General features: G+C 63.6%; 23 protein-coding genes. 10 read left to right on the top strand and 13 right to left on the bottom strand.

Features of this window, described 5'->3' with window-relative positions:
• Positions 1–188: 188 nt before the first annotated feature.
• Complete coding sequence (locus FJ548_RS13110; protein WP_140778043.1) at positions 189–2,246, top strand: bifunctional diguanylate cyclase/phosphodiesterase; 2,058 nt, start codon at positions 189–191, stop codon at positions 2,244–2,246.
• 209 nt (positions 2,247–2,455) lie between these two features.
• On the top strand, positions 2,456–3,097 hold the full coding sequence (locus tag FJ548_RS13105) for a LysE family translocator (RefSeq protein ID WP_140610216.1): 642 nt from the start codon (positions 2,456–2,458) through the stop codon (positions 3,095–3,097).
• A 55-nt stretch (positions 3,098–3,152) separates the two neighbouring features.
• Here FJ548_RS13105 and FJ548_RS13100 read toward each other — a convergent pair whose 3' ends face one another.
• The 3 genes from FJ548_RS13100 to rlmN are packed head-to-tail and all read right to left on the bottom strand — an operon-like array spanning position 3,153 to position 5,292.
• On the bottom strand, positions 3,153–3,614 hold the full coding sequence (locus FJ548_RS13100) for a hypothetical protein (protein ID WP_140778042.1): 462 nt from the start codon (positions 3,612–3,614) through the stop codon (positions 3,153–3,155).
• Positions 3,611–4,060, bottom strand: coding sequence for a hypothetical protein (locus FJ548_RS13095; RefSeq protein ID WP_140610212.1), 450 nt, complete (start codon positions 4,058–4,060; stop codon positions 3,611–3,613). Before FJ548_RS13095 ends, FJ548_RS13100 begins: the two co-directional genes overlap by 4 nt.
• Complete coding sequence (gene rlmN / locus FJ548_RS13090; protein WP_140695967.1) at positions 4,057–5,292, bottom strand: 23S rRNA (adenine(2503)-C(2))-methyltransferase RlmN; 1,236 nt, start codon at positions 5,290–5,292, stop codon at positions 4,057–4,059. Before rlmN ends, FJ548_RS13095 begins: the two co-directional genes overlap by 4 nt.
• 254 nt (positions 5,293–5,546) lie before the next feature.
• Between rlmN and FJ548_RS13085 the strand changes: the two genes are divergently transcribed.
• Positions 5,547–5,846, top strand: coding sequence for a hypothetical protein (locus FJ548_RS13085; RefSeq protein ID WP_140610210.1), 300 nt, complete (start codon positions 5,547–5,549; stop codon positions 5,844–5,846).
• A gap of 152 nt (positions 5,847–5,998) precedes the next feature.
• Here FJ548_RS13085 and FJ548_RS13080 read toward each other — a convergent pair whose 3' ends face one another.
• The 3 genes from FJ548_RS13080 to FJ548_RS13070 all read right to left on the bottom strand — a co-directional run bounded on the left by FJ548_RS13080 (position 5,999) and on the right by FJ548_RS13070 (position 7,712).
• Positions 5,999–6,856 (bottom strand): sigma-70 family RNA polymerase sigma factor, encoded by an 858-nt coding sequence (locus FJ548_RS13080; protein ID WP_140610209.1) that lies wholly within the window; start codon positions 6,854–6,856, stop codon positions 5,999–6,001.
• Positions 6,857–7,037: 181 nt separating this feature from the next.
• Positions 7,038–7,352: an EthD family reductase gene (locus FJ548_RS13075; RefSeq protein WP_140778041.1), complete on the bottom strand. Its 315-nt coding sequence runs from the start codon at positions 7,350–7,352 to the stop codon at positions 7,038–7,040.
• Between the two features lie 54 nt (positions 7,353–7,406).
• Positions 7,407–7,712, bottom strand: coding sequence for an antibiotic biosynthesis monooxygenase family protein (locus tag FJ548_RS13070; RefSeq protein ID WP_140778040.1), 306 nt, complete (start codon positions 7,710–7,712; stop codon positions 7,407–7,409).
• A gap of 279 nt (positions 7,713–7,991) precedes the next feature.
• Between FJ548_RS13070 and FJ548_RS13065 the strand changes: the two genes are divergently transcribed.
• A complete protein-coding gene (locus tag FJ548_RS13065; RefSeq protein ID WP_140778039.1) occupies positions 7,992–9,344 on the top strand; it encodes a chloride channel protein in 1,353 nt (450 codons plus the stop codon).
• A gap of 79 nt (positions 9,345–9,423) precedes the next feature.
• On the opposite strand, the gene FJ548_RS13060 is transcribed toward FJ548_RS13065, so the two are convergent.
• Complete coding sequence (locus tag FJ548_RS13060; RefSeq protein WP_140610205.1) at positions 9,424–9,927, bottom strand: invasion associated locus B family protein; 504 nt, start codon at positions 9,925–9,927, stop codon at positions 9,424–9,426.
• Positions 9,928–10,445: 518 nt separating this feature from the next.
• Here FJ548_RS13060 and FJ548_RS13055 point away from each other — a divergent pair.
• Entirely contained in the window at positions 10,446–10,901 is a 456-nt protein-coding gene (locus FJ548_RS13055; protein WP_181168786.1) for an isoprenylcysteine carboxylmethyltransferase family protein, read from the top strand.
• A 45-nt stretch (positions 10,902–10,946) separates the two neighbouring features.
• Here the strand turns inward: FJ548_RS13055 and FJ548_RS13050 are convergent, their stop codons facing one another.
• Both FJ548_RS13050 and FJ548_RS13045 read right to left on the bottom strand, forming a co-directional pair.
• Positions 10,947–11,309 carry a YkvA family protein gene (locus tag FJ548_RS13050; protein ID WP_140610203.1) on the bottom strand — a complete coding sequence of 121 codons (363 nt, stop codon included), beginning with the start codon at positions 11,307–11,309 and terminating at the stop codon, positions 10,947–10,949.
• 135 nt (positions 11,310–11,444) lie between these two features.
• Entirely contained in the window at positions 11,445–11,741 is a 297-nt protein-coding gene (locus tag FJ548_RS13045) for a 4a-hydroxytetrahydrobiopterin dehydratase (protein ID WP_140778037.1), read from the bottom strand.
• Positions 11,742–11,848: 107 nt separating this feature from the next.
• Here FJ548_RS13045 and FJ548_RS13040 point away from each other — a divergent pair, with 107 nt between their 5' ends.
• Positions 11,849–12,370, top strand: coding sequence for a low molecular weight protein-tyrosine-phosphatase (locus FJ548_RS13040; RefSeq protein ID WP_140778036.1), 522 nt, complete (start codon positions 11,849–11,851; stop codon positions 12,368–12,370).
• On the opposite strand, the gene thpR is transcribed toward FJ548_RS13040, so the two are convergent.
• Positions 12,274–12,870: an RNA 2',3'-cyclic phosphodiesterase gene (gene thpR, locus FJ548_RS13035; RefSeq protein ID WP_140766059.1), complete on the bottom strand. Its 597-nt coding sequence runs from the start codon at positions 12,868–12,870 to the stop codon at positions 12,274–12,276. The genes FJ548_RS13040 and thpR overlap by 97 nt on opposite strands.
• Positions 12,871–12,998: 128 nt before the next feature.
• Complete coding sequence (locus FJ548_RS13030; protein WP_140610199.1) at positions 12,999–13,643, bottom strand: arylesterase; 645 nt, start codon at positions 13,641–13,643, stop codon at positions 12,999–13,001.
• 88 nt (positions 13,644–13,731) lie between these two features.
• Between FJ548_RS13030 and FJ548_RS13025 the strand changes: the two genes are divergently transcribed.
• The 4 genes from FJ548_RS13025 (at position 13,732) to FJ548_RS13010 (ending at position 18,680) form a co-directional block, all read left to right on the top strand.
• On the top strand, positions 13,732–14,427 hold the full coding sequence (locus tag FJ548_RS13025; protein ID WP_140778035.1) for an ABC transporter ATP-binding protein: 696 nt from the start codon (positions 13,732–13,734) through the stop codon (positions 14,425–14,427).
• Positions 14,427–16,976 carry an ABC transporter permease gene (locus FJ548_RS13020; protein ID WP_140778034.1) on the top strand — a complete coding sequence of 850 codons (2,550 nt, stop codon included), beginning with the start codon at positions 14,427–14,429 and terminating at the stop codon, positions 16,974–16,976. Before FJ548_RS13025 ends, FJ548_RS13020 begins: the two co-directional genes overlap by 1 nt.
• A gap of 244 nt (positions 16,977–17,220) precedes the next feature.
• On the top strand, positions 17,221–17,994 hold the full coding sequence (locus tag FJ548_RS13015; RefSeq protein WP_140778033.1) for a Bax inhibitor-1/YccA family protein: 774 nt from the start codon (positions 17,221–17,223) through the stop codon (positions 17,992–17,994).
• A gap of 119 nt (positions 17,995–18,113) precedes the next feature.
• Entirely contained in the window at positions 18,114–18,680 is a 567-nt protein-coding gene (locus FJ548_RS13010) for a GNAT family N-acetyltransferase (protein WP_140778032.1), read from the top strand.
• Between the two features lie 94 nt (positions 18,681–18,774).
• Here FJ548_RS13010 and FJ548_RS13005 read toward each other — a convergent pair whose 3' ends face one another.
• Both FJ548_RS13005 and FJ548_RS13000 read right to left on the bottom strand, forming a co-directional pair.
• Positions 18,775–19,161, bottom strand: coding sequence for a DUF2794 domain-containing protein (locus tag FJ548_RS13005; protein ID WP_140778031.1), 387 nt, complete (start codon positions 19,159–19,161; stop codon positions 18,775–18,777).
• 544 nt (positions 19,162–19,705) lie between these two features.
• Positions 19,706–20,491 (bottom strand): thioredoxin family protein, encoded by a 786-nt coding sequence (locus tag FJ548_RS13000; RefSeq protein WP_140696008.1) that lies wholly within the window; start codon positions 20,489–20,491, stop codon positions 19,706–19,708.
• Positions 20,492–20,668 lie beyond the last annotated feature (177 nt).

The raw sequence follows: 20,668 nt of genomic DNA, 5'->3' as shown, positions 1-20,668 counted from the left end.
GCTGGGTGCTGAACACCGGCCAGGAAAACAACTTGCTGCAATCGAAGGCTGCATTTAGCTGTCGTATTTAATCAAGTTTTCATGCCCCGTCGCTAAAAGACCCGACGGAGCTGCGCCGGCCCACAGGACCGTGCCGGGGCAGCCTCGCTCGCTTCGTCGCGGGTATCCTCGGGCTTGGGCCATCCTTGATGCGCGTTATATCCTGTATCGTCACGGAGCATAATCTGTGGCTCGTTCTCCTGGCGGCGCTGATGTGCGTCACCGGGTGCTGGGTGACGATCGGTCTGCTGGACCGCGCCAGGAAAACCGTTGGTGTGCAGATGCGGGGCTGGCTGTTCCTGACCGCGGTCGCGGCCGGCTCCTCGGTCTGGTGCACGCATTTCATCGCCATGCTGGCCTACCAGCCCGGTGCGCCGATCACCTTCGATCCGGCGCTCACCATGATATCCCTGGTCATCGCCATGGTCGGAACCGGAACGGGCTTCGGCCTTGCTCTGGACAAAGGCCGCGGTCTGGCGCCGGAATGGGGCGGATGCCTTGTCGGATTGGCGATCTCGGCCATGCATTATACCGGCATGATGGCCTATCACGTGGCCGGCATCGTCGAGTGGGACGCCCGCTATGTCGTCGCGTCGCTGCTGATCTCGATAGTGTTTTCCGCCGCCGCGATCGGCCAGGCGGTGCGCCGGCCGTACCGCTGGTCGCACTATCTCGGCATCGGGCTGCTGGTGCTCGCGATTGTCGGCCTGCATTTCACGGCAATGGCCGCGGTGGCGGTGACGCCGCTCTCCTTCATCACCACGGGCACCAATCCCGATATCCTGGAAGCGATGGCCGTCGCGGTCGCCGTTGTCGGCCTGATCGTCGCCGCCACCGGCTTCGCCAGCTATCTGATCGACGAGCGCGGCCGGCTCGAGAGCTTCGAGCGGCTCCAGCATCTCGCCCTCAACGACGCGCTTACCGGTCTTGCCAACCGCGTCTCCTTCAACGACCGCCTCGACCATGAGATCAAGCGGGCGCGCGAGGACCAGGATGCGATGACCGCCGTCATCGTCATCGATCTCGATCGTTTCAAGGAAATCAACGACCTCAGGGGACACGCCGCCGGCGACCAGGCGCTCAAGATCATCGCCCGCAGGCTGGCGAAACTCGCCGGCGACGGCGAGTTCGTCGCCCGGCTCGGCGGCGACGAATTTGCCGCCATCAAGCGCTTCAAGGACCAGAAGGATCTTATCGGCCTGGTCTCGCGGTTGGAAAAATCGTTGTTCGAGCCCCTGCGGCTCGACGATTTCGAGATCGTCACCGGCGCCAGCATCGGCGTTGCCGTCTATCCGCGTGACGGCGCCGACCGGGAGAGGCTGGTCAGCAATGCGGACTTGGCCATGTACCGGGCCAAGAACGACGTGACGCGAGCCGTCTGCTTCTATGAATCGGCCATGGACGAGACGGAGCGGGCACGCCGCGCGCTGGCAAACGACCTTCGCCAGGCGATCGAACGCGGCGAGCTGTCGCTGCACTATCAGGTGCAGACTTCGGTCGCGACCGGCGCCACCTGCGGCTACGAGGCGCTGCTGCGCTGGACCCACCCCGTGTACGGCCTGATCCCGCCGGTCGAATTCATCCCGATCGCCGAGGAGAATGGCTCGATCCTGGCGATCGGCGAATGGGTGCTGCGCACCGCATGCCGTCAGGCAGCCTCCTGGGGCAATGGCCACAAGATCGCGGTCAACCTGTCGCCGGTGCAGTTCGCCCATACCGATCTCGCCACGCTCATCCACCAGATCCTGGTCGAGACCGGGCTGTCGCCGAAGCGCCTGGAACTCGAACTGACGGAATCGACGATCGTCGCCGACAAGATTCGCACGCTGCACGTGTTGCGCCAGATCAAGGCGCTGGGCGTGACGATCGCGATCGACGATTTCGGCACGGGCTATTCCTCGCTCGACACGCTGCGCTCGTTCCCTTTCGACAAGATCAAGCTCGATCGTTCGTTCATGGCCGATGTCGAGCGCAGCCCGCAGGCCAAGGCGATCATCCGCGCCGTGCTGACACTGGGGCGCAGCCTCGACATTCCAGTGCTCGCCGAAGGCGTCGAAACCCATGTCCAGCTCAGCATCCTGCAAGTCGAGGGTTGCAACGAGGCGCAGGGCTATTTCCTCGGCCGGCCCAAACCAATCGACCAGATCGTGCTGACCGGTGCGGCGGTCCCCACGCTTGCCGAGATCCATCGGCCGGCTGCCGCTTAGCCTCCGGTCCGGCACGGCTTGGCATCCTGCGCGTGGCGCGACGCAGCTCGCCCTTCCGTGTCTGGCGCCATCGCCGCGCATCCTGTATAGGCACACGCATTCCCGGAGCGGTCCATCGTTCACGAACGGCGAGCCGCTCTGTCTCCCTCTCCTTGTCTGACGCAATTCCGCCCGGAAAGCTGTTCGCCGGAATTGTTCTGGGGCCTTGCATGTCCTTCATTCCCGACACCACCACGCTGATCCAGTTCGCCATCGCCACGGTCATCCTGGCGATCACGCCCGGGCCGGACATGACCTTGTTCGTGTCGCGCACGCTGAGCCAGGGGCGGGCCACCGGCTTCGCCTCGATGGCGGGCGCGCTGTGCGGCACGCTGATCCACACCACGCTGGTGGTGGTCGGCGTCTCGGCGCTGATCGTCGCCTCGCCGATGGCGTTCTTCGCGCTGAAGATATTCGGCGCTGGCTATCTCGTCTTCCTCGCCTGGCAGGCGATCGCCAAGGGCTCGGCCTTTTCGCCGGAAAAGAAGACGGGGCCGCAAATCTCGCTGCTGCGCAGTTGGGCGGCGGGGCTCGGCGTCAACCTGCTCAACCCGAAGATCATCCTGTTCTTCATGACCTTCCTGCCGCAGTTCGTCTCCGCACATGACCCGAACGCGCCGGGAAAGCTGTTCTTCCTCGGCACCATGTTCATCGTGCTGTCGATCCCGGTGACGGCGCCGATGGTGCTGGCGGCGGAAAGGTTCTCGGCGGCGATGAAGGCCAGCCCGCGCGTCACGCGCGTGGTCGACTATCTCTTCGCAGGCGTCTTCTCGGCCTTCGCGCTCAAGATACTCACGGCGCAGGCGAAATAGAGGCCCTCGATCTCCAGCGAAAACCTTTTCGCTGTCGCGGTGCTTCGGTTCGGGATCATGGTCTGGCCTCGTCCCCCTGCCACCAGCTTCCGGCCCAGCGCCCGGCGCTGAGCCAGTAGAAGATGCCGCCGACCATGCCGCCGCCGATCACCGCCATGATCGGGTTGGTGCCGGTGACCGCGAAGGTGGTGTCACCGGCGTGGTCGACGAGGCCGAGGAAGACGGCCGCGACCACGGCGCCGGCCAGCGCATAATACAGCCAGTCGCGCCGGCCGAGGATTTCGGCAACCAGGATGACGATCACCGCCGGCATGAAGGCAAAGTAGGCGACGAACAGGGCGACGAAGGGAATTGAGAAATACAGCGAAGCCGTCGCTGTCGGGTGCGTGTGGTCCGGCGTATAGCCGTGCGACGCCAGGAACAGGATGTTGAGGAAGGCGCTCGCCGCCAGCGAGGCGACGGCGTAGCCGAACAGGATGATGGCAAAGCGGACGAGATAGGCGACGAGACGGTTCATCGCGGACCCCGCGGCATGAGGTGACCGGACTTGCGTCCGGCCACAAGCCAATAGACCGAACCGGCGGCAGTGCCGGCCGTGGCCAGGAAGCCGAGAAAGCCCGGATTGAAGACAAACCCACCGGCCGAGCCCGGGATAAAAACGCCAAACGCGATGGACGTGATGGCACCCGTGACCGCGAAATAAAACCATCCTCGCAGGCAGAGCCGCTCGGCGAGGAAGATCGCGGGCCCAACGATCAGCAGCGCGCAGACCGCCACGGTCAACACGGCGAGCGGGAAGGAACCCAGCCAGTCGAATGCGAAGACCATGGACCAGTTGTCGTCTTCGATCCCTGCCAGAAGGGCGATAAGCAGCACGGGCACCAGGATCGAGGTCAGCACGGCGGCGACATAACCGACCGCTATCATGGCGATACGCTTGAGCCCGGCGACGAGACGGCTCACGCCTCGCCGTGCCCCGCGATCATCATGGCTTCCAGCGCCAGCCGGTCGACCCTGCGCATGCGCTCGGATTCCGACTTGAGCTGGCCGCAGGCGGCCAGGATGTCGCGGCCGCGCGGCGTGCGGATCGGCGAGGCGTAGCCGGCATTGTTGATGTAGTCGGCGAACTTCTCGATCGTTTCCCAGTCCGAGCACTGGTAGTTGGTGCCAGGCCACGGATTGAACGGGATTAGGTTGATCTTCGCCGGGACGCCCTTGAGCAGCTTGATCAGCGCCTTGGCATCCTCGAGCGAATCGTTGACGTCCTTCAGCATCACATATTCGAAGGTGATGCGTTTGGCGTTCGACAGGCCGGGATAGGCGCGGCAGGCGGCAATCAGTTCCTTCAGCGGATACTTCTTGTTGATCGGCACCAGAAGGTCGCGCAGGTCGTCATTGGTGGCGTGCAGCGAGATCGCCAGCATGACGCCGATCTCCTCGCCGGTGCGGAAGATTTCCGGCACGACGCCGGAGGTCGACAGCGTGATGCGTCTTTTTGACAAGGAAAGCCCGTCGCCGTCGGAGGCGATCAACAGCGCCTTCTTCACCGCCTCGAAATTATAGAGCGGCTCGCCCATGCCCATCATGACGATGTTGGACACTTTGCGGCCCTCGGCCGGCACGATGGCGCCATCGGGCGTGTCGCGGTCGGGAAAATCGCCGAGCCGGTCGCGCGCGGTGAGCAACTGGGCGAGGATTTCTTCCGCCGTCAGGTTGCGCACCAGCTTCTGCGTGCCGGTGTGGCAGAACGAGCAGGTCAGCGTGCAGCCAACCTGCGAGGAGATGCAAAGCGTGCCGCGGCCTTCCTCGGGAATGTAGACGGTTTCGATCTCGACCGGCCGGCCGGCGCCGCGCGGCGGAAAGCGGAACAGCCACTTTCGCGTGCCATCGGAAGAGATCTGTTCCTCGACGATCTCCGGCCGGGCTACGGTGAAATGCTTGTCCAGTTCGGCGCGCAAATCCTTGGAGATGTTGAACATTCCGGCGAAGTCGGAAACGCCGCGCACATACATCCAGTGCCAGAGCTGCTGGGCGCGCATTCTTGCCTGGCGTTCTGGTACGGCGCCGGACGCGACGAGAGCCTCCGCCAGCTCGGCGCGCGTCAGGCCGATCAGCGACGGCTTTTCGGAGGGCACGGCGCGGGCGCGCAACGCGTCACGGGCACCGTCGGCGGTGAGGTCAAGCGAAAGGGTCATGGTTGCACTGATATAAGCGGTTTGCGGCCGATTTCATCCATCGTGCCGGACATCAAGCGCGGCGCATAGCACAGGTTGAGCGCGGAGTCATGCGCGGGCGAAGCGACCGGCTCGTCATGGGGAACCGCCAAGGTCTTCTCCACCGCGTCGTTGCCAGCGCTCCGGTCACATGTTCGTGTTGAGGTAACAGCAGGCCCCGCGGCCGCGAAGGCTGAAAGGGGCAACTGTGCTCCGGAAAAATGGGAGTTCGTGGAATGCACTCGATCAAGCTTGTTTTTATTGCCGGCCTTGTCGGCCTGTCCGCCTCGCAGGCTTTTGCCGAAGACGCCATGGGCACGATGACGATGATGAAGGCCGGACAAGTGACGGCGATCATGCCGGACGGCCATATGGGCACCATGACGCCGGACGCAAAGATGAGCGGCGAAATGATGAAGATGGCGAAGCCTATCAAGCATTGCATGATGATGATGACCGACGCCAAAGGCAAAGCCTACATGATCGATACGTCGACCAAGAAGGCACAGGCCGAATGTGAGAAGATGGCCATGTAGTCGTAACCACCGCCCCGCCGGCGAGAGCTGGCGGGGTCCGACGCCAGCCTCTCGTGGCTTTGGCTCGAGCAAACACGCGACAACCGCTCAGACGCGCGGTCGCGACCTCACCTCACAGCTTGACGGTGTCTGTGCCAGGAGACCATGGCTTCTTAGCCGAGTTGAACCCAGTCCGTGGCCTCCAGAACATAGGGAGCGAACAGGAAATCCCGGATGCCGATGATCCTGTTTTCCGACCAGTCGACCAGAACAAAATGCGCGGGTCTGTCCATCGGGCCGGTGCTGTCGAAGACCAGCATGGCCGGTTGTCCTTCGACCGCGCCAAGGGCGAACCGCCATTTCGTCACTTCCGCATAGCGCGTGAAATAGGGCGTAATCCTGCCGCGCCCTTCCAGGTGCAGCCGGTTCACCAGTTCGAGCTTCACATCGTCGGCGAGCATGGCGCGGATGGCGTCGAAATCGCCGCCGCGAAACAGATCGACGAAGGCGGCGATCTTGCGCCGGTCCGTGTCCGACATCAGCGGCAACCTGGTGTCCTCCGGCGTCTCGGCAAGTTGGCGCAGCGCGACGCGGCCGCGCTGAAGCGCCGATTTGGCGGCGGCTGGAGAACACTCGGCAATGCCAGCGATCTCCTCGACCGAATGCCCCAGCACATCCCTTAGGATCACCGCGCAGCGCTGAAGTTCAGGCAGCCGCAGGAAGGTCTGAAAGCTGATCGCGACGATATCCGCCTCGGGCATGGGCGCGGCCTCGATGTTTTCGGTAAGCGGAACCACGGTGTTGCGCGACCTGCCGCGCAAAAAATCCAGGCTCGCATTGTGGGCGATGCGAAACAGCCAGCCCTCGAGATTGTCCACCTCGGCGCCCTGGGCTCGCGCGTGCAGGGCCTTGACGAGGGCATCCTGAAGGACATCCTCGCCACTGATCGCCGATCCCGTCATGCGCGCGCAATAGCGATGAAGGCGTGGCCGCAGCGCTTTCAGCCGATCTTCGAATTCTTCCGTATTCATCGATCGAGACCTTCGGTGCTTCCGCGCTTTGTTCCGTTACGGACTGGATGCCGGTGTCGAGAATTTTCGACAAGGGCCGCCGGTTGGGAGAGGAATGGCGAGTGGCTGCTTTCCAATGTGGGTAGTTGTCTTGCCGCCGATGGCGCCGTCAACCGTCGCGATGTAGCGGACAGAAGACGGGTCAAACTTCCCTGGTGTCGAAAACGAACATTTGAACGCCTGATTCATCAGGCGCATAAAGCCGCCGATCCGCCCCAGCCGCTTGCCCCTCCGGGCTTGCGAAGCCTTTTTTCATCGCGTCAAGATCGTCAAAATACACCGTCGCGATCAGGTGAACATCGGGCGGTCCGGCTATTACCGTGACAGGTCCGCTGCTGATCTCATATTTCCTGAGGCCCGGGATTTTCTTGGCCAGAGGTATGTGCGTCTCGAAATAGTGCCTTTCGAACGCATCGACGTGAGCCGGCTTCCTGTAGACGACGACCACCTTGGCCATTGCGGTTCTCCTTTCGCCGATTTCGTGATGGTTGCTTGCTCGCCAGTCCGGCCGTCACCGAGTCTCGTTCAACACCGTCGATCCCACGATCGAGTCCAGGCTCGCCAGCTCGATGATCTTCGGAAAATAGGCTTTCATGCGCGGGTCGCCGCGCATCGCCTCTATGGCCGCGGGTGTCTCCCATTCGGAGTAGATGACGACGCCGGCACCATCCGCGGCCGCGATCAGCCGGGTCGCCTTCCAGCCGGGGAGAGTGCGGATCACCGCGTCGGTGCTCTGTTTCAGGAGCGCGATCAGCGCATCCTGCTTGCCGGGTTTGACCTTCAGCAGATTGACCAGAATAACGGATTTGTCGGACATGGCATGTCTCCTTCTGTTTCGGACGCAGCAAGGACGATGCGCAGGATGGAAACGGATCGCGAAACAAAAGATTTTTAAAAGATCGTCCCGAAGCGGGCGCTTGCCTGGTCTTGCGACGCCAGCTGCGGCGACCTGACGCAGCGCTTGTGCGGTCCGTCACCGACGACTCATCGCGAGGCCCTTTCTCACTGCGAAAGAAGGAAGAATCGCTCCCTATGCAGGTCTGGCCCCGCAGGTCGCGGCTGTGTTAGGTCGGAACCACCCTTCCAGAGGACAGACATGGCCGGCACATCGCGAAAATATCCCATGCTGCGGCGGTCGCGGGCGATGTTGGGCTCGCGGCGCGTGTGGCAGCCGCGCCTGGTGTTCTGGGCCGGCGCGGTGTCGATCGGCGTCATCAGCGTGCTGTTCGCGGTGCTGGCCGACAAGGCGCAGGAACTTTTCCATGTCATGACTGGCGCCGATGGTGGCTGGCGTTTCTACCTGCCGCTCGTGATTACCCCGCTGGGCTTCGTGCTGAGCGCGTGGCTCGCCTACGCTTTCTTCCCCGGATCGCAAGGCAGCGGCATTCCGCAAGCGATCGCCGCGCGCCATTTGCGCGACGAGGAGGATCGAGAGCATCTCCTGTCGCTTCGGCTGGCAGCGGGAAAGATCGCACTCACCATCGTCGGCCTGTTCTGTGGTGCCTCGATCGGCCGCGAGGGCCCGACCGTGCAGGTCGGGGCGTCGCTGATGCTGCAGGCGGCGCGCTGGGGCGGCATGGCGCAGGCGCGCGGCCTGATCCTGGCCGGCTCGGCCGCCGGCATCGCCGCCGCCTTCAACACGCCGCTGGCCGGCATCGTCTTCGCCATCGAGGAAATGGGACGGACTTATGAATCGCGCACCAACGGGCTGGTGCTGACTGCGGTCATCCTGGCCGGCATCGCCTCGCTCGGCCTGCTTGGCAACTACACCTATTTCGGTGTGTCAAAGGACACGATCTCGTTCGCCGCCGACTGGCCGCTGGTGCTTGGCTGCGGCGTCATTGGCGGCGGTTTTGGCGCGCTGTTTTCCTTGCTGGCGCTTAAGACAACACGGCGGATCCGGCGCTGGCACACGCAGCAGCCCTTGCGGCGCGCGCTGCTGGTGGCCGCCGCCTGCGGACTTGCCGTGGCGGCAATCGGCATTGCGTCGGGCGGGCTCACCTTCGGCACCGGCTACGCACAGGCGCGCGGCGCCGTCGAGGGGACGCCGCTGCCATGGCTCTTCTTTGCCGAAAAATTCCTGGCCGGGCTGCTGTCGATGGTTTCGGGCATTCCCGGCGGCATCTTCGCGCCTTCACTGGCGGTCGGCGCCGGCATTGGCAGTTCGCTCGGCCTGTTGTTCGGCGCCAGCACGGGCGCGGCGGCGCTGCTCGGCATGGCAGGCTATTTCGCCGGCGTCGTGCAGGCACCGATGACGGCCTTCGTCATCATCCTGGAGATGACCGGCAATCACGACAATGTCATCGCGCTGATGCTGGCCTCGATGCTGGGCTACGGCATGGCGCGCATGATCTCGCACGAGCCGCTCTATCACGCGCTGTCGCGGGTGTTCATTGCCGAGGCGATCCGGCGGCGGCGGGCGGAAGCCGCGCCGGCTTCCGAGGGCTGAGAGACATACACAAAAGCAAAAGGCCGAGCTTGCGGCCCGGCCATCGGTTTCAAATGCGGCTTGTGCTTACTTGCACTTGTTACTTGCACTTGGCGATCGACGATAGCGCAGCCGAAATGCCCTTCAGCGAGAAGACATAGGAGGTGGGGTTGCCGCGGCCGGACTTCGCCGTCACCTTCATGTCGGTGCCGGTCTTCATGGCGGCGATCAGCACCGGTTCCTCGGCGGCGTTCTCGACCCAGGCCGACTTGCCGCGCGTGAACATCGAGAAGGACTTCTTGTCGATGGTGACGGTAGCCTTGGAGCCTTCCTGGAAATTGTAGCCGGCAATGAACTGCGGTTCGTAGGACACCTGCTGGCCGGGCCGCTGACTGACGAAGAAGAACATGTCGCCATGGTCGAGCGTCGGCGGCTGCTTGTCGGTCGGCACGGTGAGCACGTAGCAGACCTTGCCGCCCGATGCCTGGTAGCTGTAGGTGCCCCAGGCATTGTGCTGGCCGATCTTGGTCGCTTGCTGTGCCAGTGCCGGCGCTGCGAAGGCCACCAGGACCAGGCTCGAAACTATAGCTGTCAATCCGCGCATCGTCTTTCCCGTATTCCAAATGGTGCGGAGGCGGGCCGCCTTGCGTCCTGCCGTCGCTTCATTTTGATTTAATCTGGGTTACCAAACGGTGAACTTCCTTTGAGAAAAGGACCCACACCCCCAGGAAACCGCCGCCATCTCCGCGCCGCCGCCTTGTCAGCGGCCGGCACGGCGTCCCTTTGGCGACTTGGAGGCCACGAAAGCGGCAAGAGTTTGACTTTTCAAGCCAGGTCCGGCAGCCACCCTGACTTCCGGGACACGTGACGAATTTCCCTCCAGCCGCTAAGATGCCCGCTTTCGTTTCTGAGGCGCTCCGAGGCGCTCGGCCTGGGCGCCCTCATTGGTAGCGTATGGGAGATTTCAGTCATGGCCATATCCGGGACGGTCCTGATCCTGGTGGGTGGCACTGTTGTCCTGTTGGTCGTGTTCGGCATTCGTGTTGCCATCCGGGCGGTGGCCCCGCGGCGGCGCCGCGATCGGGTGATCGGGAGGCTGCAGGCGGATCGGGCGCGCCCGACGTGGCGGGGGTCATCACGCTGCCACCTTTGATCTTTCTCGGCTTCCTGGCGGCGGCAGCGGTCCTCGAGGCTGTCATTCCCCTCCCGGTCCTGGCCGCGCCGTCGCCCACCCGCTATCTAGGCGGGGCCGTGCTCGCGGCGTGCGGCTTCGTCATCATCTTCATGGCGGCGGGGCGCTTTCGCGCCGCTGGCACCAATATTCCGCCGACACTGCCGACGACGGCGCTGGTCATCGACGGGATCTACCGGCGGACCAGGAACCCATTTTATCTGGGAGCGACCCTCGTCTATTTGGGCCTGGGCGTCGCGGCGGGAAGTTTTTGGGTCATCGGGCTGATCGTCCCGTTGCTGTGGGTGATAAATACCGGCGTCATAGCGCGGGAAGAGCGCTATCTAGAGCGGAAATTCGGCGATGCGTATCGTGCCTACAAGGCGCGGGTGCGGCGGTGGGTTTGACCGGCCGCGGAGCAGAGCCTCGTCCACGCCTTACACCGCACCGGCTCAGCTCCTATCGGCGATGGCATCCTTGGCGGCCTGGCGATGCGCCGGCGTGATATGGGCGCTGACGGCGGTGATCGCGGCGGTCAGCACGGCGATGTCGTCGGTGAAGCCGAGCCCGACGATGAAGTCCGGGATCAGGTCCACCGGCAGGACGAAATAGCCGAGCGCCGCCACCAATATGCCCTTGGCACGCAGCGGCGTGTTCTTGTCCATGGCGCAGTAATAGGCCGCGACGACGTCCTCCATGAACGGGATCTGCCGTGCGGCTTTCTTGGCGGTGCGCCAGAACTTCTCGCGCACTTCGCCTTCGCCGCCGAGCTTGTCGCCAAAGCCGAAGAAATCAAAACCGGATTCTTGCGCCATCAACATCTCCTTGCGGGCCGATGCGCTTCCTGGCGCATGTCCGCGCGGGAAGATGTGGTGAAAGCCCAACCCCCCTGCAAGATGCCGGCGCCAATTTGGCTGTCTCACCGGATCGCGGACAGGAAGCGAAGCTGTTCAGCCGCCGGCGAAGCGGTTCATCTTCTTTGCCAGATCGATGTCCAGCGCGGTCACGCCGCCGGCATCATGGGTGTTCAAGGTCACGTCGACCGTCTTGTAGACATTCGACCAGTCCGGATGATGATCCATCTTCTCGGCCGCCAGCGCGACGCGGGTCATGAAGGCGAAGGCTTCGGAGAAATTGCCGAAGACGAAGCTGCGCTTGATAGAAGCGCCGTCCGGGGCCAGCGTCCAGCCGGCGAGCCCGGCCAAGGCTTCGGTGATGGCATCCTTGGATAGTTTTTCTCTGGTCATGTTCGGTTCCCATGCTATTTGCAAAAACGACCCTCACCATACTGCATGTCGCCCAAAAGTGCGTTGCAGTTTTGGGAAAACGACCTGGATAGAACAGCCTGGGATCGATGAGCGCAAAGCCCATAAAATCCATTCTCTTCGTCTGCCTCGGCAATATCTGCCGCTCACCGTTGGCCGAAGGCGTCTTTCAGGCCGTGTGGGCGGAGCGCCGCGGACTGGCGCGGGACATGCTGCTCGATTCGGCCGCGACCAGTGGCTGGGAGGTCGGCTCTGCGCCCGATCCGCGCGCGATGGCGATCGCGGCGCATCACGGCATCGACATTTCCGGGCAGCGGGCGCGCAAGATCATGCCGCAGGATTTTCATTGCTTCGACCTGATCCTCGGCATGGACCATTCGAATGTCGCCGACCTCAGGGCACTGGCGCCCGCCGCCATGCGCGACCGGGTGCATCTGTTCCTCGAGTTTGCACAAGGCAAGGCGCGCAACGTGCCGGATCCCTACTATGACGGGCAGGAGGCCTTTGCCGAGGTCTACCGCATGATCCGCGAGGCATCGGAGGCATTGGCGACGCGGCTGGCGGCGCGGGCATCGCCGCCCGACAATGGCCAGGCCTCCTCGACGATGTAGGGGCCGCCACCGACCGAATCGCGCGACGACATCAGGACGAAGCGGCTGATGCGGAACGGCAGCGTCGAGAAATTGCCGCGCGCCGAGAGATATTGGGCGACATCCAGCGGGCTTGAATTGCGCAAGCGCGCCAAAGTCACATGCGGCATGAACTTGCGTGGATCGGCGGGAATGCCGAGCCGCTGACAGATGCGCTCGATCTCGCCCTGGAGCGCGTTGAGATCCGGCGAGGGGACGGCGCCGGCCCACACGGCATGCGGCTTCTTCTGGCCGAAGGCACCGACGCCGGACAAGGTCAGCGAGAAGGAGGGGCGATGGACCCGGTCCAGCGCATTGGCGATCTCGTCGGCGACATGGCCCTGGACATCGCCAATGAAGCGCAGCGTCAAATGGTAGTTTTCGACATCGATCCAGCGGGCCCCGGGCAAGCCGCCCCGGAGCAGGGACAGCGAAAGGGCAGCATCACGCGGAATTTCGAGGGCGGTGAAAAGACGCGGCATGAAGAGCCTCCCTTCCTCGAATCGAACTGTCACCCATAGCGAATCATCGATAGTCAAACGGAGCAAGAGGTATATTGGTCACAGGCTTTGCTAAAAGTTTCCCTAAGGGAAGGCAGTTTTCTCGGTTTTCATGCACCTCCCGGCGCCGCCGTGATGGCCTTCTCGACCGTCGGCAGGATGCGCTCGACCATCAGGTCGACCCCCTTTGCGTTCGGATGCAGGCCGTCCTCGAGCTGCAAAGCGGGCTGGCCGGCGACACCGTCGAGGAAGAACGGGTAGAGCGGGACATCGTATTTCTTCGCCAGGTCCGGAAAGACGGCGTCGAAGGCGCTTTGGTAATCCGCGCCGAGATTGGGCGCGGCGCGCATGCCGGCGAGCAGCACGGCAATCTTGCGCTGTTTCAGCTTGCCCAGCATCTCGTCCAGGTTCTTCCTGGTGATGTCGGGCGAGATGCCGCGCAGCATGTCGTTGGCGCCGAGTTCGAGGACCACCAGTTGCGTGCCGTCCGGCACCGACCAGTCGAGCCGCGCCAGCCCGCCGCTCGACGTATCGCCGGAGACACCGGCATTGGCAACGGAGACGTCATGGCCCTTGGCGCGTAGCGCTGTCTGCAGCTTGTCGGTAAATCCATCGCCGGGTCCGAGGCCGAAACCCGCCATCAGGCTGTCACCGAAGCCGACGATCTTGAATGGCTCGGCCCGCGCCGACGAAATGGCGCCGCAAATGGCAAGGAAAAGGATCAGGCCTGCGGCAAATCGGCGTTTGAAAGACATGCGTCAGGCCCCATATGACCAAGAGACTCTTTCGGGCGACGGCTTCCGGTAAGCAAAGCCCTCATCCTCCATATAGGACGCTTTCATTTTGACAGAAGCGGTCATCGCGCTGAAAGACGTATCGCTGACGCTCGGCGAAGGCGCTTCGTCGGTCCATGTACTGAAAGGCGTCAGCCTCGAGGTGGCGCATGGCGAGGCGACCGGCATCGTTGGCCCTTCGGGCTCCGGCAAGTCGACTCTCCTGATGGTGATGGCGGGTCTGGAAAGGGTCGATTCGGGCACGGTACGAATCGCTGGCGAGCTCCTCAACGGCAGGAGCGAGGATCAGGTCGCTTCGTTTCGTGGCCGAAACATTGGCATTGTGTTCCAGTCCTTCCATCTTATCCCTAACATGACGGCGTTGGAAAACGTCGCCGTGCCACTGGAGCTGGCTGGCCATGCCGATCCGTTTTCGGTGGCGGAACGGGAACTGGCGGCGGTGGGCCTGAGCGACCGCATCAGCCATTACCCCGGCGAACTGTCGGGCGGCGAACAGCAACGCGTGGCGATCGCCCGGGCGCTGGCGCCTTCCCCACGCATCCTCATCGCCGACGAGCCGACCGGCAATCTCGACCAGGCGACGGGGCGGCAGGTCGCCGACCTTCTATTCGCCAAGGCGGCCGAACGTGGCATGACGCTGGTGTTGGTCACCCATGATCCGGCGCTGGCGGCGCGCTGCTCGCGCCAGGTTTCGATGCGCTCCGGGCGGATCGAGGCGTCGGCGCCGTTGAAGGTCACCGCCTGATGCCATTGGCGCGGACATTGAAGCTTGCCGTCCGCTTCTCGCTGCGCGAGATGCGCGGCGGCCTGTCCGGCTTCCTGATCTTCCTCGCCTGCATCGCACTCGGCGTCGCGGCGATCGGCGGCGTCAATTCGGTGGCCCGCTCGATCACCGTCGGCGTCGCCAACCAGGGGCAGACGCTGCTTGGTGGGGATCTCCGTTTCCAGATCAACCAACGCGACGCCAGCCGGGCGGAGCGCGGTTTCCTCGACGGGCTGGGTGTGGTCTCGCGCACCGCAAGCACGCGCTCGATGGCGCGGCTGGCCGACGGAACCGACCAGGCGCTGGTCGAGGCCAAGGCGGTCGACGATGCCTATCCGCTCTATGGCGCGCTGGAAACCGAACCGAAGCTGACGAAGCAGGAACTTTTCGGCGAAGAATTCGGCGTCTTTGGCGCAGTCGCACCCGATCTGCTGTTCGAACGGCTGCATCTCAAGCCTGGTGACCGGCTGAAGCTTGGCACCGCCACGTTCGAACTGCGCGCCAGGCTGGTGACCGAGCCGGACGCCGTGTCCGACGGTTTCGGCTTCGCACCAAGGCTGATGATCTCGACCGAGGCCCTGGCGGCCACCGGGCTGGTCCAGCCGGGCAGCCTGGTCGAAAATGCCTACAAGGTCCGGCTGCCCGCCGATTCCGACGAGGCGCGGCTCAAGGCCATCCAGGACCAGGCCGCCAAGGATTTCCCCGAGGCCGGCTGGTCGATCCGCACCCGCAGCAACGCGGCACCCGCGCTGTCGTCGAACATCGAACGCTTTTCGCAATTCCTGACGCTGGTCGGGCTGACGGCGCTTGTTGTCGGCGGTGTCGGCGTCGCCAATGCGGTGCGCGCCTATCTCGACGGCAAGCGCGGCGTCATCGCCACCTTCAAGAGCCTGGGCGCTGCCGGCGGCTTCGTCTTTGCCGTCTATCTCGTGCAGATCCTGATCATCGCGGCACTCGGCATCGCCGCCGGCCTGGTGCTCGGGGCGCTGATGCCGTTCGTGGCAAGTGCCGCGCTGCAGTCCGTCATTCCGGTGCCGGCGCAAGGCGGCTTCTACCCCGGCGCGCTCGCCATGGCGGCGCTGTTCGGGCTGCTGGTGACGCTGGCCTTCGCGCTTTTGCCGCTCGGGCGCGCCCGCGACGTGCCGGCGACCGCGCTGTTCCGGGAGATGGGCCTGGAAGGCCGCGGCTTTCCGCGCCCGATCTATGTCGCGTCGGCGATCGGCATCGCGCTGCTGCTGGCGGTGCTCGCCATCCTGTTCTCCGGCGACCGGCGCATCGCCTCGATCTTCGTCGGCGCCACCATCTTTGCGTTCCTGGTGCTGCGCCTGGTCGGCGGGCTGGTGCAATGGGCCGCAAGGAAAAGCCCGCGGGTGCGCTTCGTGGCGCTCCGGCTCGCCGTCGGCAACATCCACAGGCCAGGTGCGCTGACGCCGTCGGTGGTGCTGTCGCTGGGGCTTGGGCTGACGCTGCTGGTGACGCTGGCGCTGATCGACGGCAATCTGCGGCAGCAGATCTCCGGCAGCCTGCCGGAGCGGGCGCCGAACTTTTTCTTCGTCGACATCCAGGGCAGTGACGTCGACGCGTTCTCCATGCTGATCGGCAAGGAGGCGCCTCAGGGGACGCTGGTCAAGGTGCCGATGCTGCGCGGCCGGGTGATGGCGCTCAACGGCGTCGATGTCGACAAGGTCAAGGTCCCGGCTGAAGGCGCGTGGGTGCTCAAAGGCGATCGTGGCCTGACCTATGACGCCAGGCAGCCGGAAAACGCGACGCTGACCGAGGGCAATTGGTGGCCGGACGATTATGCCGGCGAGCCGCTGGTCTCGTTTTCGGCGCGGGAGGGCAAGGAGATCGGGCTGAAACTCGGCGATACCGTCACCGTCAATGTCCTCGGCCGCAACGTCACGGCCAGGATCGCCAATTTCCGCCAGGTCGAATGGGAGACGATGGGCATCAATTTCGTCATGGTGTTCTCACCCAACACCTTCGCCGGCGCGCCGCATGGCTGGATGGCGACGCTGACCGAAAAGAACGCCACCACGGCCGACGATGCCCGCATCCTCAATGCTGTCACCCGGGCCTTCCCGGCGGTGACGACGGTGCGCGTCAAGGACGCTCTCGAAGTCGTCAACCGGCTGGTCGGCCAGCTCGGCGCCGCGATCCGGGCGGCGGCCGGCGTGGCGCTGATCGCCTCGGTGCTGGTGCTGGCCGGCGCGCTCGCCGCCGGCAACCGGGCGCGCATCCACGATGCGGTAGTGCTGAAGACGCTGGGCGCCACCAGGAGAACGCTGATCACGGCATTCTCCCTGGAGTACATGCTAATCGGATTGGCCACGGCGGTATTCGCGCTGGCGGCCGGCGGCATCGCGGCCTGGTACATCGTCGCCCGCATCATGACATTGCCATCGCATTTCATGCCCGAGGTGGCGGTGGCGACCATCCTGTTTTCGCTCTTCATCACCGTCGGCATCGGCCTCGCCGGCACCTGGCGTGTGCTCGGCCACAAGGCGGCACCCGTGCTGCGTAATCTCTGATTCGCCGGTCGGAGCGCCCTGTCTCGGGTTAAATCTTGGTAAGAATGCCGCCTGAAGGCACTGATGGAGCTGGATTTCGTCCTCTCACGAACCGTTACACGCCGTTACGGTCTTGTTCTCGACGCGAATAACCATCATATTTCGCCACAGGCATGCTGGAGCCCCGCCAGCGGCGCCTGGGTTCGGCGGATGTATATCCGGCAGGGCCCGACACCGGACGGGGCAGAAGCAATAGAGGACTACAATGGCTGATCCCATTCGCAATTATCAGACGCGCGCCGTGCCCGGCGCCGCTGTCGATATCGACCAGGGCCTGCGCGCCTACATGATCAAGGTCTACAATTTGATGGGGTTTGGTCTCCTCATCACCGGCCTTGCCGCCGTCGGCACGATCATGCTGGCGACCACGACCGATCCGGCCTCGGCTGTCGCCACGCTGCCGAGCGGCGAGATGCTGACCTCGTTCGGCTTCGCGATCTTCGGTTCGCCGCTGCGCTGGGTGGTGATACTGGCGCCACTTGCCGCCGTGTTTTTCCTGTCGTTCCGCGTCCAGTCGATGAGCGTTTCGGCGGCGCAGACCACATTCTGGGTCTATGCCGGCCTGGTCGGCCTGTCGCTGTCTTCGATCTTCCTGGTCTACACCACGGCAAGCATCTCGCAGACCTTCTTTGCCACCGCCGCGGCCTTCGGCGCGCTGTCGCTGTACGGCTACACGACCAAGCGCGACCTGACGGCGATGGGCTCGTTCCTGATCATGGGCGTGTTCGGCATCATCATCGCGTCGGTGATCAATATCTTCCTGCAGTCGTCGGCGCTGTCCTTCGCCGTTTCGGCGATCGGCGTGCTGGTTTTCGCCGGCCTCACCGCCTATGACACGCAGAACATCAAGGAGATGTATTTCGAGGGTGACGCTTCCGATGTCGCCGGCCGCAAGGCGATCATGGGCGCGTTGAGGCTCTACCTCGACTTCATCAACCTGTTCATGTTCCTGCTGCAGTTCATGGGCGACCGCCGCTAAGGCTTCGTCTGCGGGTCTCGCTGGACCATCGACTGGCGGAAGGGCGGCCCAACGGCCGCCCTTTCCTTTTGTGTCGGCCTTTGCTGTTATTGAAGGCAGATGAAAGGCTTGCATAATAAATGAGCATTATCGTGATTCGGCCGGCGATCTCGGCCGACCTCGACGCCGTCACCGAAATCTATGCCGACGCAGTAACCAACGGCACGGCGAGTTACGAGTTGGAGCCACCCGGCCGCGCCGAGATGGGTGCGCGATTCGAAACGCTCGCGGCCGGCGGCTTCCCCTATCTGGTGGCGGAAAAGGCTGGCCTCGTGCTCGGCTATGCCTATGCCGGTCCCTTCCGGCCGCGCCCAGCCTATCGCTTCATCGTCGAGGATTCGATCTATATCGCGCCCGCCGCCAAGGGCCAGGGCATCGGCCTCAAGCTGATGCAAAGCCTGATCGCGGCGGTCGAGGCAGCGGGCTTCCGCCAGATCGTCGCGGTGATCGGCGACGGCCATGCCGACAGCGCCTCGGTCAAGCTGCACGAAAAGCTCGGCTTCCGCCATTCAGGCCGCCTCGAAGGCTCCGGCTACAAGCACGGGCGTTGGCTGGACACGGTGTTCATGCAGTTGCCACTAAATGGTGGAGCGTCACTGCCGCCTGATCCGGACTCACTGCCGGAGCGGAAATTCCGCGAGGCTTGAGAGGGAACTTGAAGAATGGAAGAGCTGGGGAATTGAAGAGTTAAAGAAAGCCCTTAGCGCCTGATTTAACCGCCGGCTTCCTCAATTCCTCAGTTCAGGCCTCGACCAGCCTCAGCTTGCCATCGAAGACGCCGAGCACGCGGCCAAGCTCCTGGCCGCGTTTGAGGATGCGCCCGCCCGCCGCGATGACGGCGAAGGCACCCTGCTTGCGCGCCAGTTTCGGATCCTTGACGATCTGGAAAAGCGGCACTTCGCTGGCGCGGCGAAAGACGGAAAACACGGCTCGGTCGGTCAAATGATCGATGGCGTAGTCGCGCCATTCATTGGCGGCGACCATGCGCCCGTAGAGCCTGAGGATCTGGTCCAGTTCCCGCCGGTCGAAGCGCACCGGCTGGTCGAGGCGGTCACGTCGCGCCTCGTGCAGCGGGATCAATATTGCGGATGCGTCACCATCCCCCGTCCCGCCGCCATCGTCCGTCATGCCTCGATCCTTCAAAATGAATCTTTGCCAACCAAAGTTGGCCCCTTCGCGTTACAATTGCAAGAGCCGGCGAGGAGAGGCGGGGGTGCGCCTTTTTGGACACGTCCAGTCACTTTTGTAATGCGTCCTGTTGGAATTGGTGATGCTTCGCCACATTTCTGCCTTTTTTTATCCGCGCTCATGCCCCAATGTCCGACGAATTTACCGGCGTTGCCTGAGACGGTTCGGTCCGGCACCGACTCGTAAACCCCAAGCCCCCCGCCCACGGGTCTGCGTCGGATCGAACCAACCTCGGTTTTTCTCTTGGAGAAATCGGGTGCGACGATCCCAAATACCTGAATGACCGGCGTCAGAAGCAAGCTGACGTCGGTTTTTTCATGCCTGCGGTTTGGCGTGCCAGCCGGTCTCCCGGACAACTCAGACATCCTGTTGCAGTCAGCAAAGCAATTCCAGGAAATGTGAAACGGTCTTCCGTCCAGAATAGCGTTTGAAGAAGCGATAGGTTCAGCGTTTTCGTGAACCGATGAACCGCTCGCTACGGCCGTCAGGGCTTGTGAATGAAGGCGGCACCCAGGATAGGCCCCGGCATGCCGTCCTTGCCGACGGACTGCAGCAGCACGGCGCAACCGCCCTTCTTGGAAACCTCGCTCAGCGGCAATTCATAGCGTTGCGCCTTGCCGTGCCACATGCCCGCCGTCTGGATGTCGGTGACTGCGTTCCAATAGGTCATCTTGCGACCGGTGTTCTCGCCCTGGGCGATCTTGATCGTCTGCGGCGGCTCGAAATAGACGATGACGACATGGGCATCGCTGGGGCCGGCGCCGGCGTCGCCGGCGTCGATGATCACACGGTCGCTGGTCCGACTGACCTTGACAGGGACCCGAATGCCCTCGCCACCCCTGGCCATGCGGGCGAGCGCGCCATTGACCTCGCTGCGGTTGGCGCCGTTGACATGGATGCGGCCGTTGATGACCGCCTGTGGCGTATAAACGGACCGGCTGCCGAAGGCGCGCATGTAGTCATTCTGCCGCTCGGTGTTTTCCTTTTGGCTCAGCGTGTCCTTCCAGCCGAGATAGTCCCAATAGTCGACGTGATAGGCGAGCGCGACAATGTCTTCCTTGTTGGCAAGTTCGGCGAAGAAGGCGTCGGCTGGCGGACAGGAACTGCAGCCTTGGCTGGTGAACAGTTCGACCACGCCAAGCGGCTTGTCGGGCTGGGATTTTTCGGCCTGGACCCTCTCGGACTCGCCCGCGTGGCCCGAACCGGCAAACGCCGAGAAGGCCAGCGCAAAGGCTGCCAGCCACAGTGATCTTCGCCTGGCCATGACCATTCCAATTCCCGCCGGTGATGCCGGCTTTGTTCTGATTTGCGGAAATATGTGGCAGAAGCGCAAGTCAACGGGAAGTCACGTTGCGGTGAAATTTTTTGCTTCGCAGCCGCAGTCAGGGCCGCAATAGGAGCGGCACTGCATTTCACGACGCGGTTCGATTTGGGGGTGGCATCACCA

The organism is Mesorhizobium sp. B2-4-17, from assembly GCF_006441275.1.
Classification (GTDB): Bacteria; Pseudomonadota; Alphaproteobacteria; order Rhizobiales; family Rhizobiaceae; genus Mesorhizobium.
The sequence above is the reverse complement of the archived record's forward strand: the minus strand, read 5'-3'. Positions and strand labels throughout refer to the sequence as shown.

Excerpts from the sequence above, each read along its gene's own strand:
- FJ548_RS13020 (WP_140778034.1), top strand. The coding sequence starts at position 14,427 with ATGCCATTGGCGCGGACATTGAAGCTTGCCGTCCGCTTCTCGCTGCGC.
- FJ548_RS13015 (WP_140778033.1), top strand. The coding sequence starts at position 17,221 with ATGGCTGATCCCATTCGCAATTATCAGACGCGCGCCGTGCCCGGCGCC.
- thpR (WP_140766059.1), bottom strand. The coding sequence starts at position 12,870 with ATGCCGCGTCTTTTCACCGCCCTCGAAATTCCGCGTGATGCTGCCCTT.
- rlmN (WP_140695967.1), bottom strand. The coding sequence starts at position 5,292 with ATGACCCTTTCGCTTGACCTCACCGCCGACGGTGCCCGTGACGCGTTG.
- FJ548_RS13080 (WP_140610209.1), bottom strand. The coding sequence starts at position 6,856 with ATGAATACGGAAGAATTCGAAGATCGGCTGAAAGCGCTGCGGCCACGC.
- FJ548_RS13060 (WP_140610205.1), bottom strand. The coding sequence starts at position 9,927 with ATGCGCGGATTGACAGCTATAGTTTCGAGCCTGGTCCTGGTGGCCTTC.
- FJ548_RS13070 (WP_140778040.1), bottom strand. The coding sequence starts at position 7,712 with ATGTCCGACAAATCCGTTATTCTGGTCAATCTGCTGAAGGTCAAACCC.
- FJ548_RS13105 (WP_140610216.1), top strand. The coding sequence starts at position 2,456 with ATGTCCTTCATTCCCGACACCACCACGCTGATCCAGTTCGCCATCGCC.
- FJ548_RS13005 (WP_140778031.1), bottom strand. The coding sequence starts at position 19,161 with ATGACGGACGATGGCGGCGGGACGGGGGATGGTGACGCATCCGCAATA.
- FJ548_RS13045 (WP_140778037.1), bottom strand. The coding sequence starts at position 11,741 with ATGACCAGAGAAAAACTATCCAAGGATGCCATCACCGAAGCCTTGGCC.
- FJ548_RS13065 (WP_140778039.1), top strand. The coding sequence starts at position 7,992 with ATGGCCGGCACATCGCGAAAATATCCCATGCTGCGGCGGTCGCGGGCG.
- FJ548_RS13000 (WP_140696008.1), bottom strand. The coding sequence starts at position 20,491 with ATGGTCATGGCCAGGCGAAGATCACTGTGGCTGGCAGCCTTTGCGCTG.
- FJ548_RS13085 (WP_140610210.1), top strand. The coding sequence starts at position 5,547 with ATGCACTCGATCAAGCTTGTTTTTATTGCCGGCCTTGTCGGCCTGTCC.
- FJ548_RS13100 (WP_140778042.1), bottom strand. The coding sequence starts at position 3,614 with ATGAACCGTCTCGTCGCCTATCTCGTCCGCTTTGCCATCATCCTGTTC.
- FJ548_RS13030 (WP_140610199.1), bottom strand. The coding sequence starts at position 13,643 with ATGTCTTTCAAACGCCGATTTGCCGCAGGCCTGATCCTTTTCCTTGCC.
- FJ548_RS13010 (WP_140778032.1), top strand. The coding sequence starts at position 18,114 with ATGAGCATTATCGTGATTCGGCCGGCGATCTCGGCCGACCTCGACGCC.
- FJ548_RS13040 (WP_140778036.1), top strand. The coding sequence starts at position 11,849 with ATGAGCGCAAAGCCCATAAAATCCATTCTCTTCGTCTGCCTCGGCAAT.
- FJ548_RS13050 (WP_140610203.1), bottom strand. The coding sequence starts at position 11,309 with ATGGCGCAAGAATCCGGTTTTGATTTCTTCGGCTTTGGCGACAAGCTC.
- FJ548_RS13075 (WP_140778041.1), bottom strand. The coding sequence starts at position 7,352 with ATGGCCAAGGTGGTCGTCGTCTACAGGAAGCCGGCTCACGTCGATGCG.
- FJ548_RS13110 (WP_140778043.1), top strand. The coding sequence starts at position 189 with ATGCGCGTTATATCCTGTATCGTCACGGAGCATAATCTGTGGCTCGTT.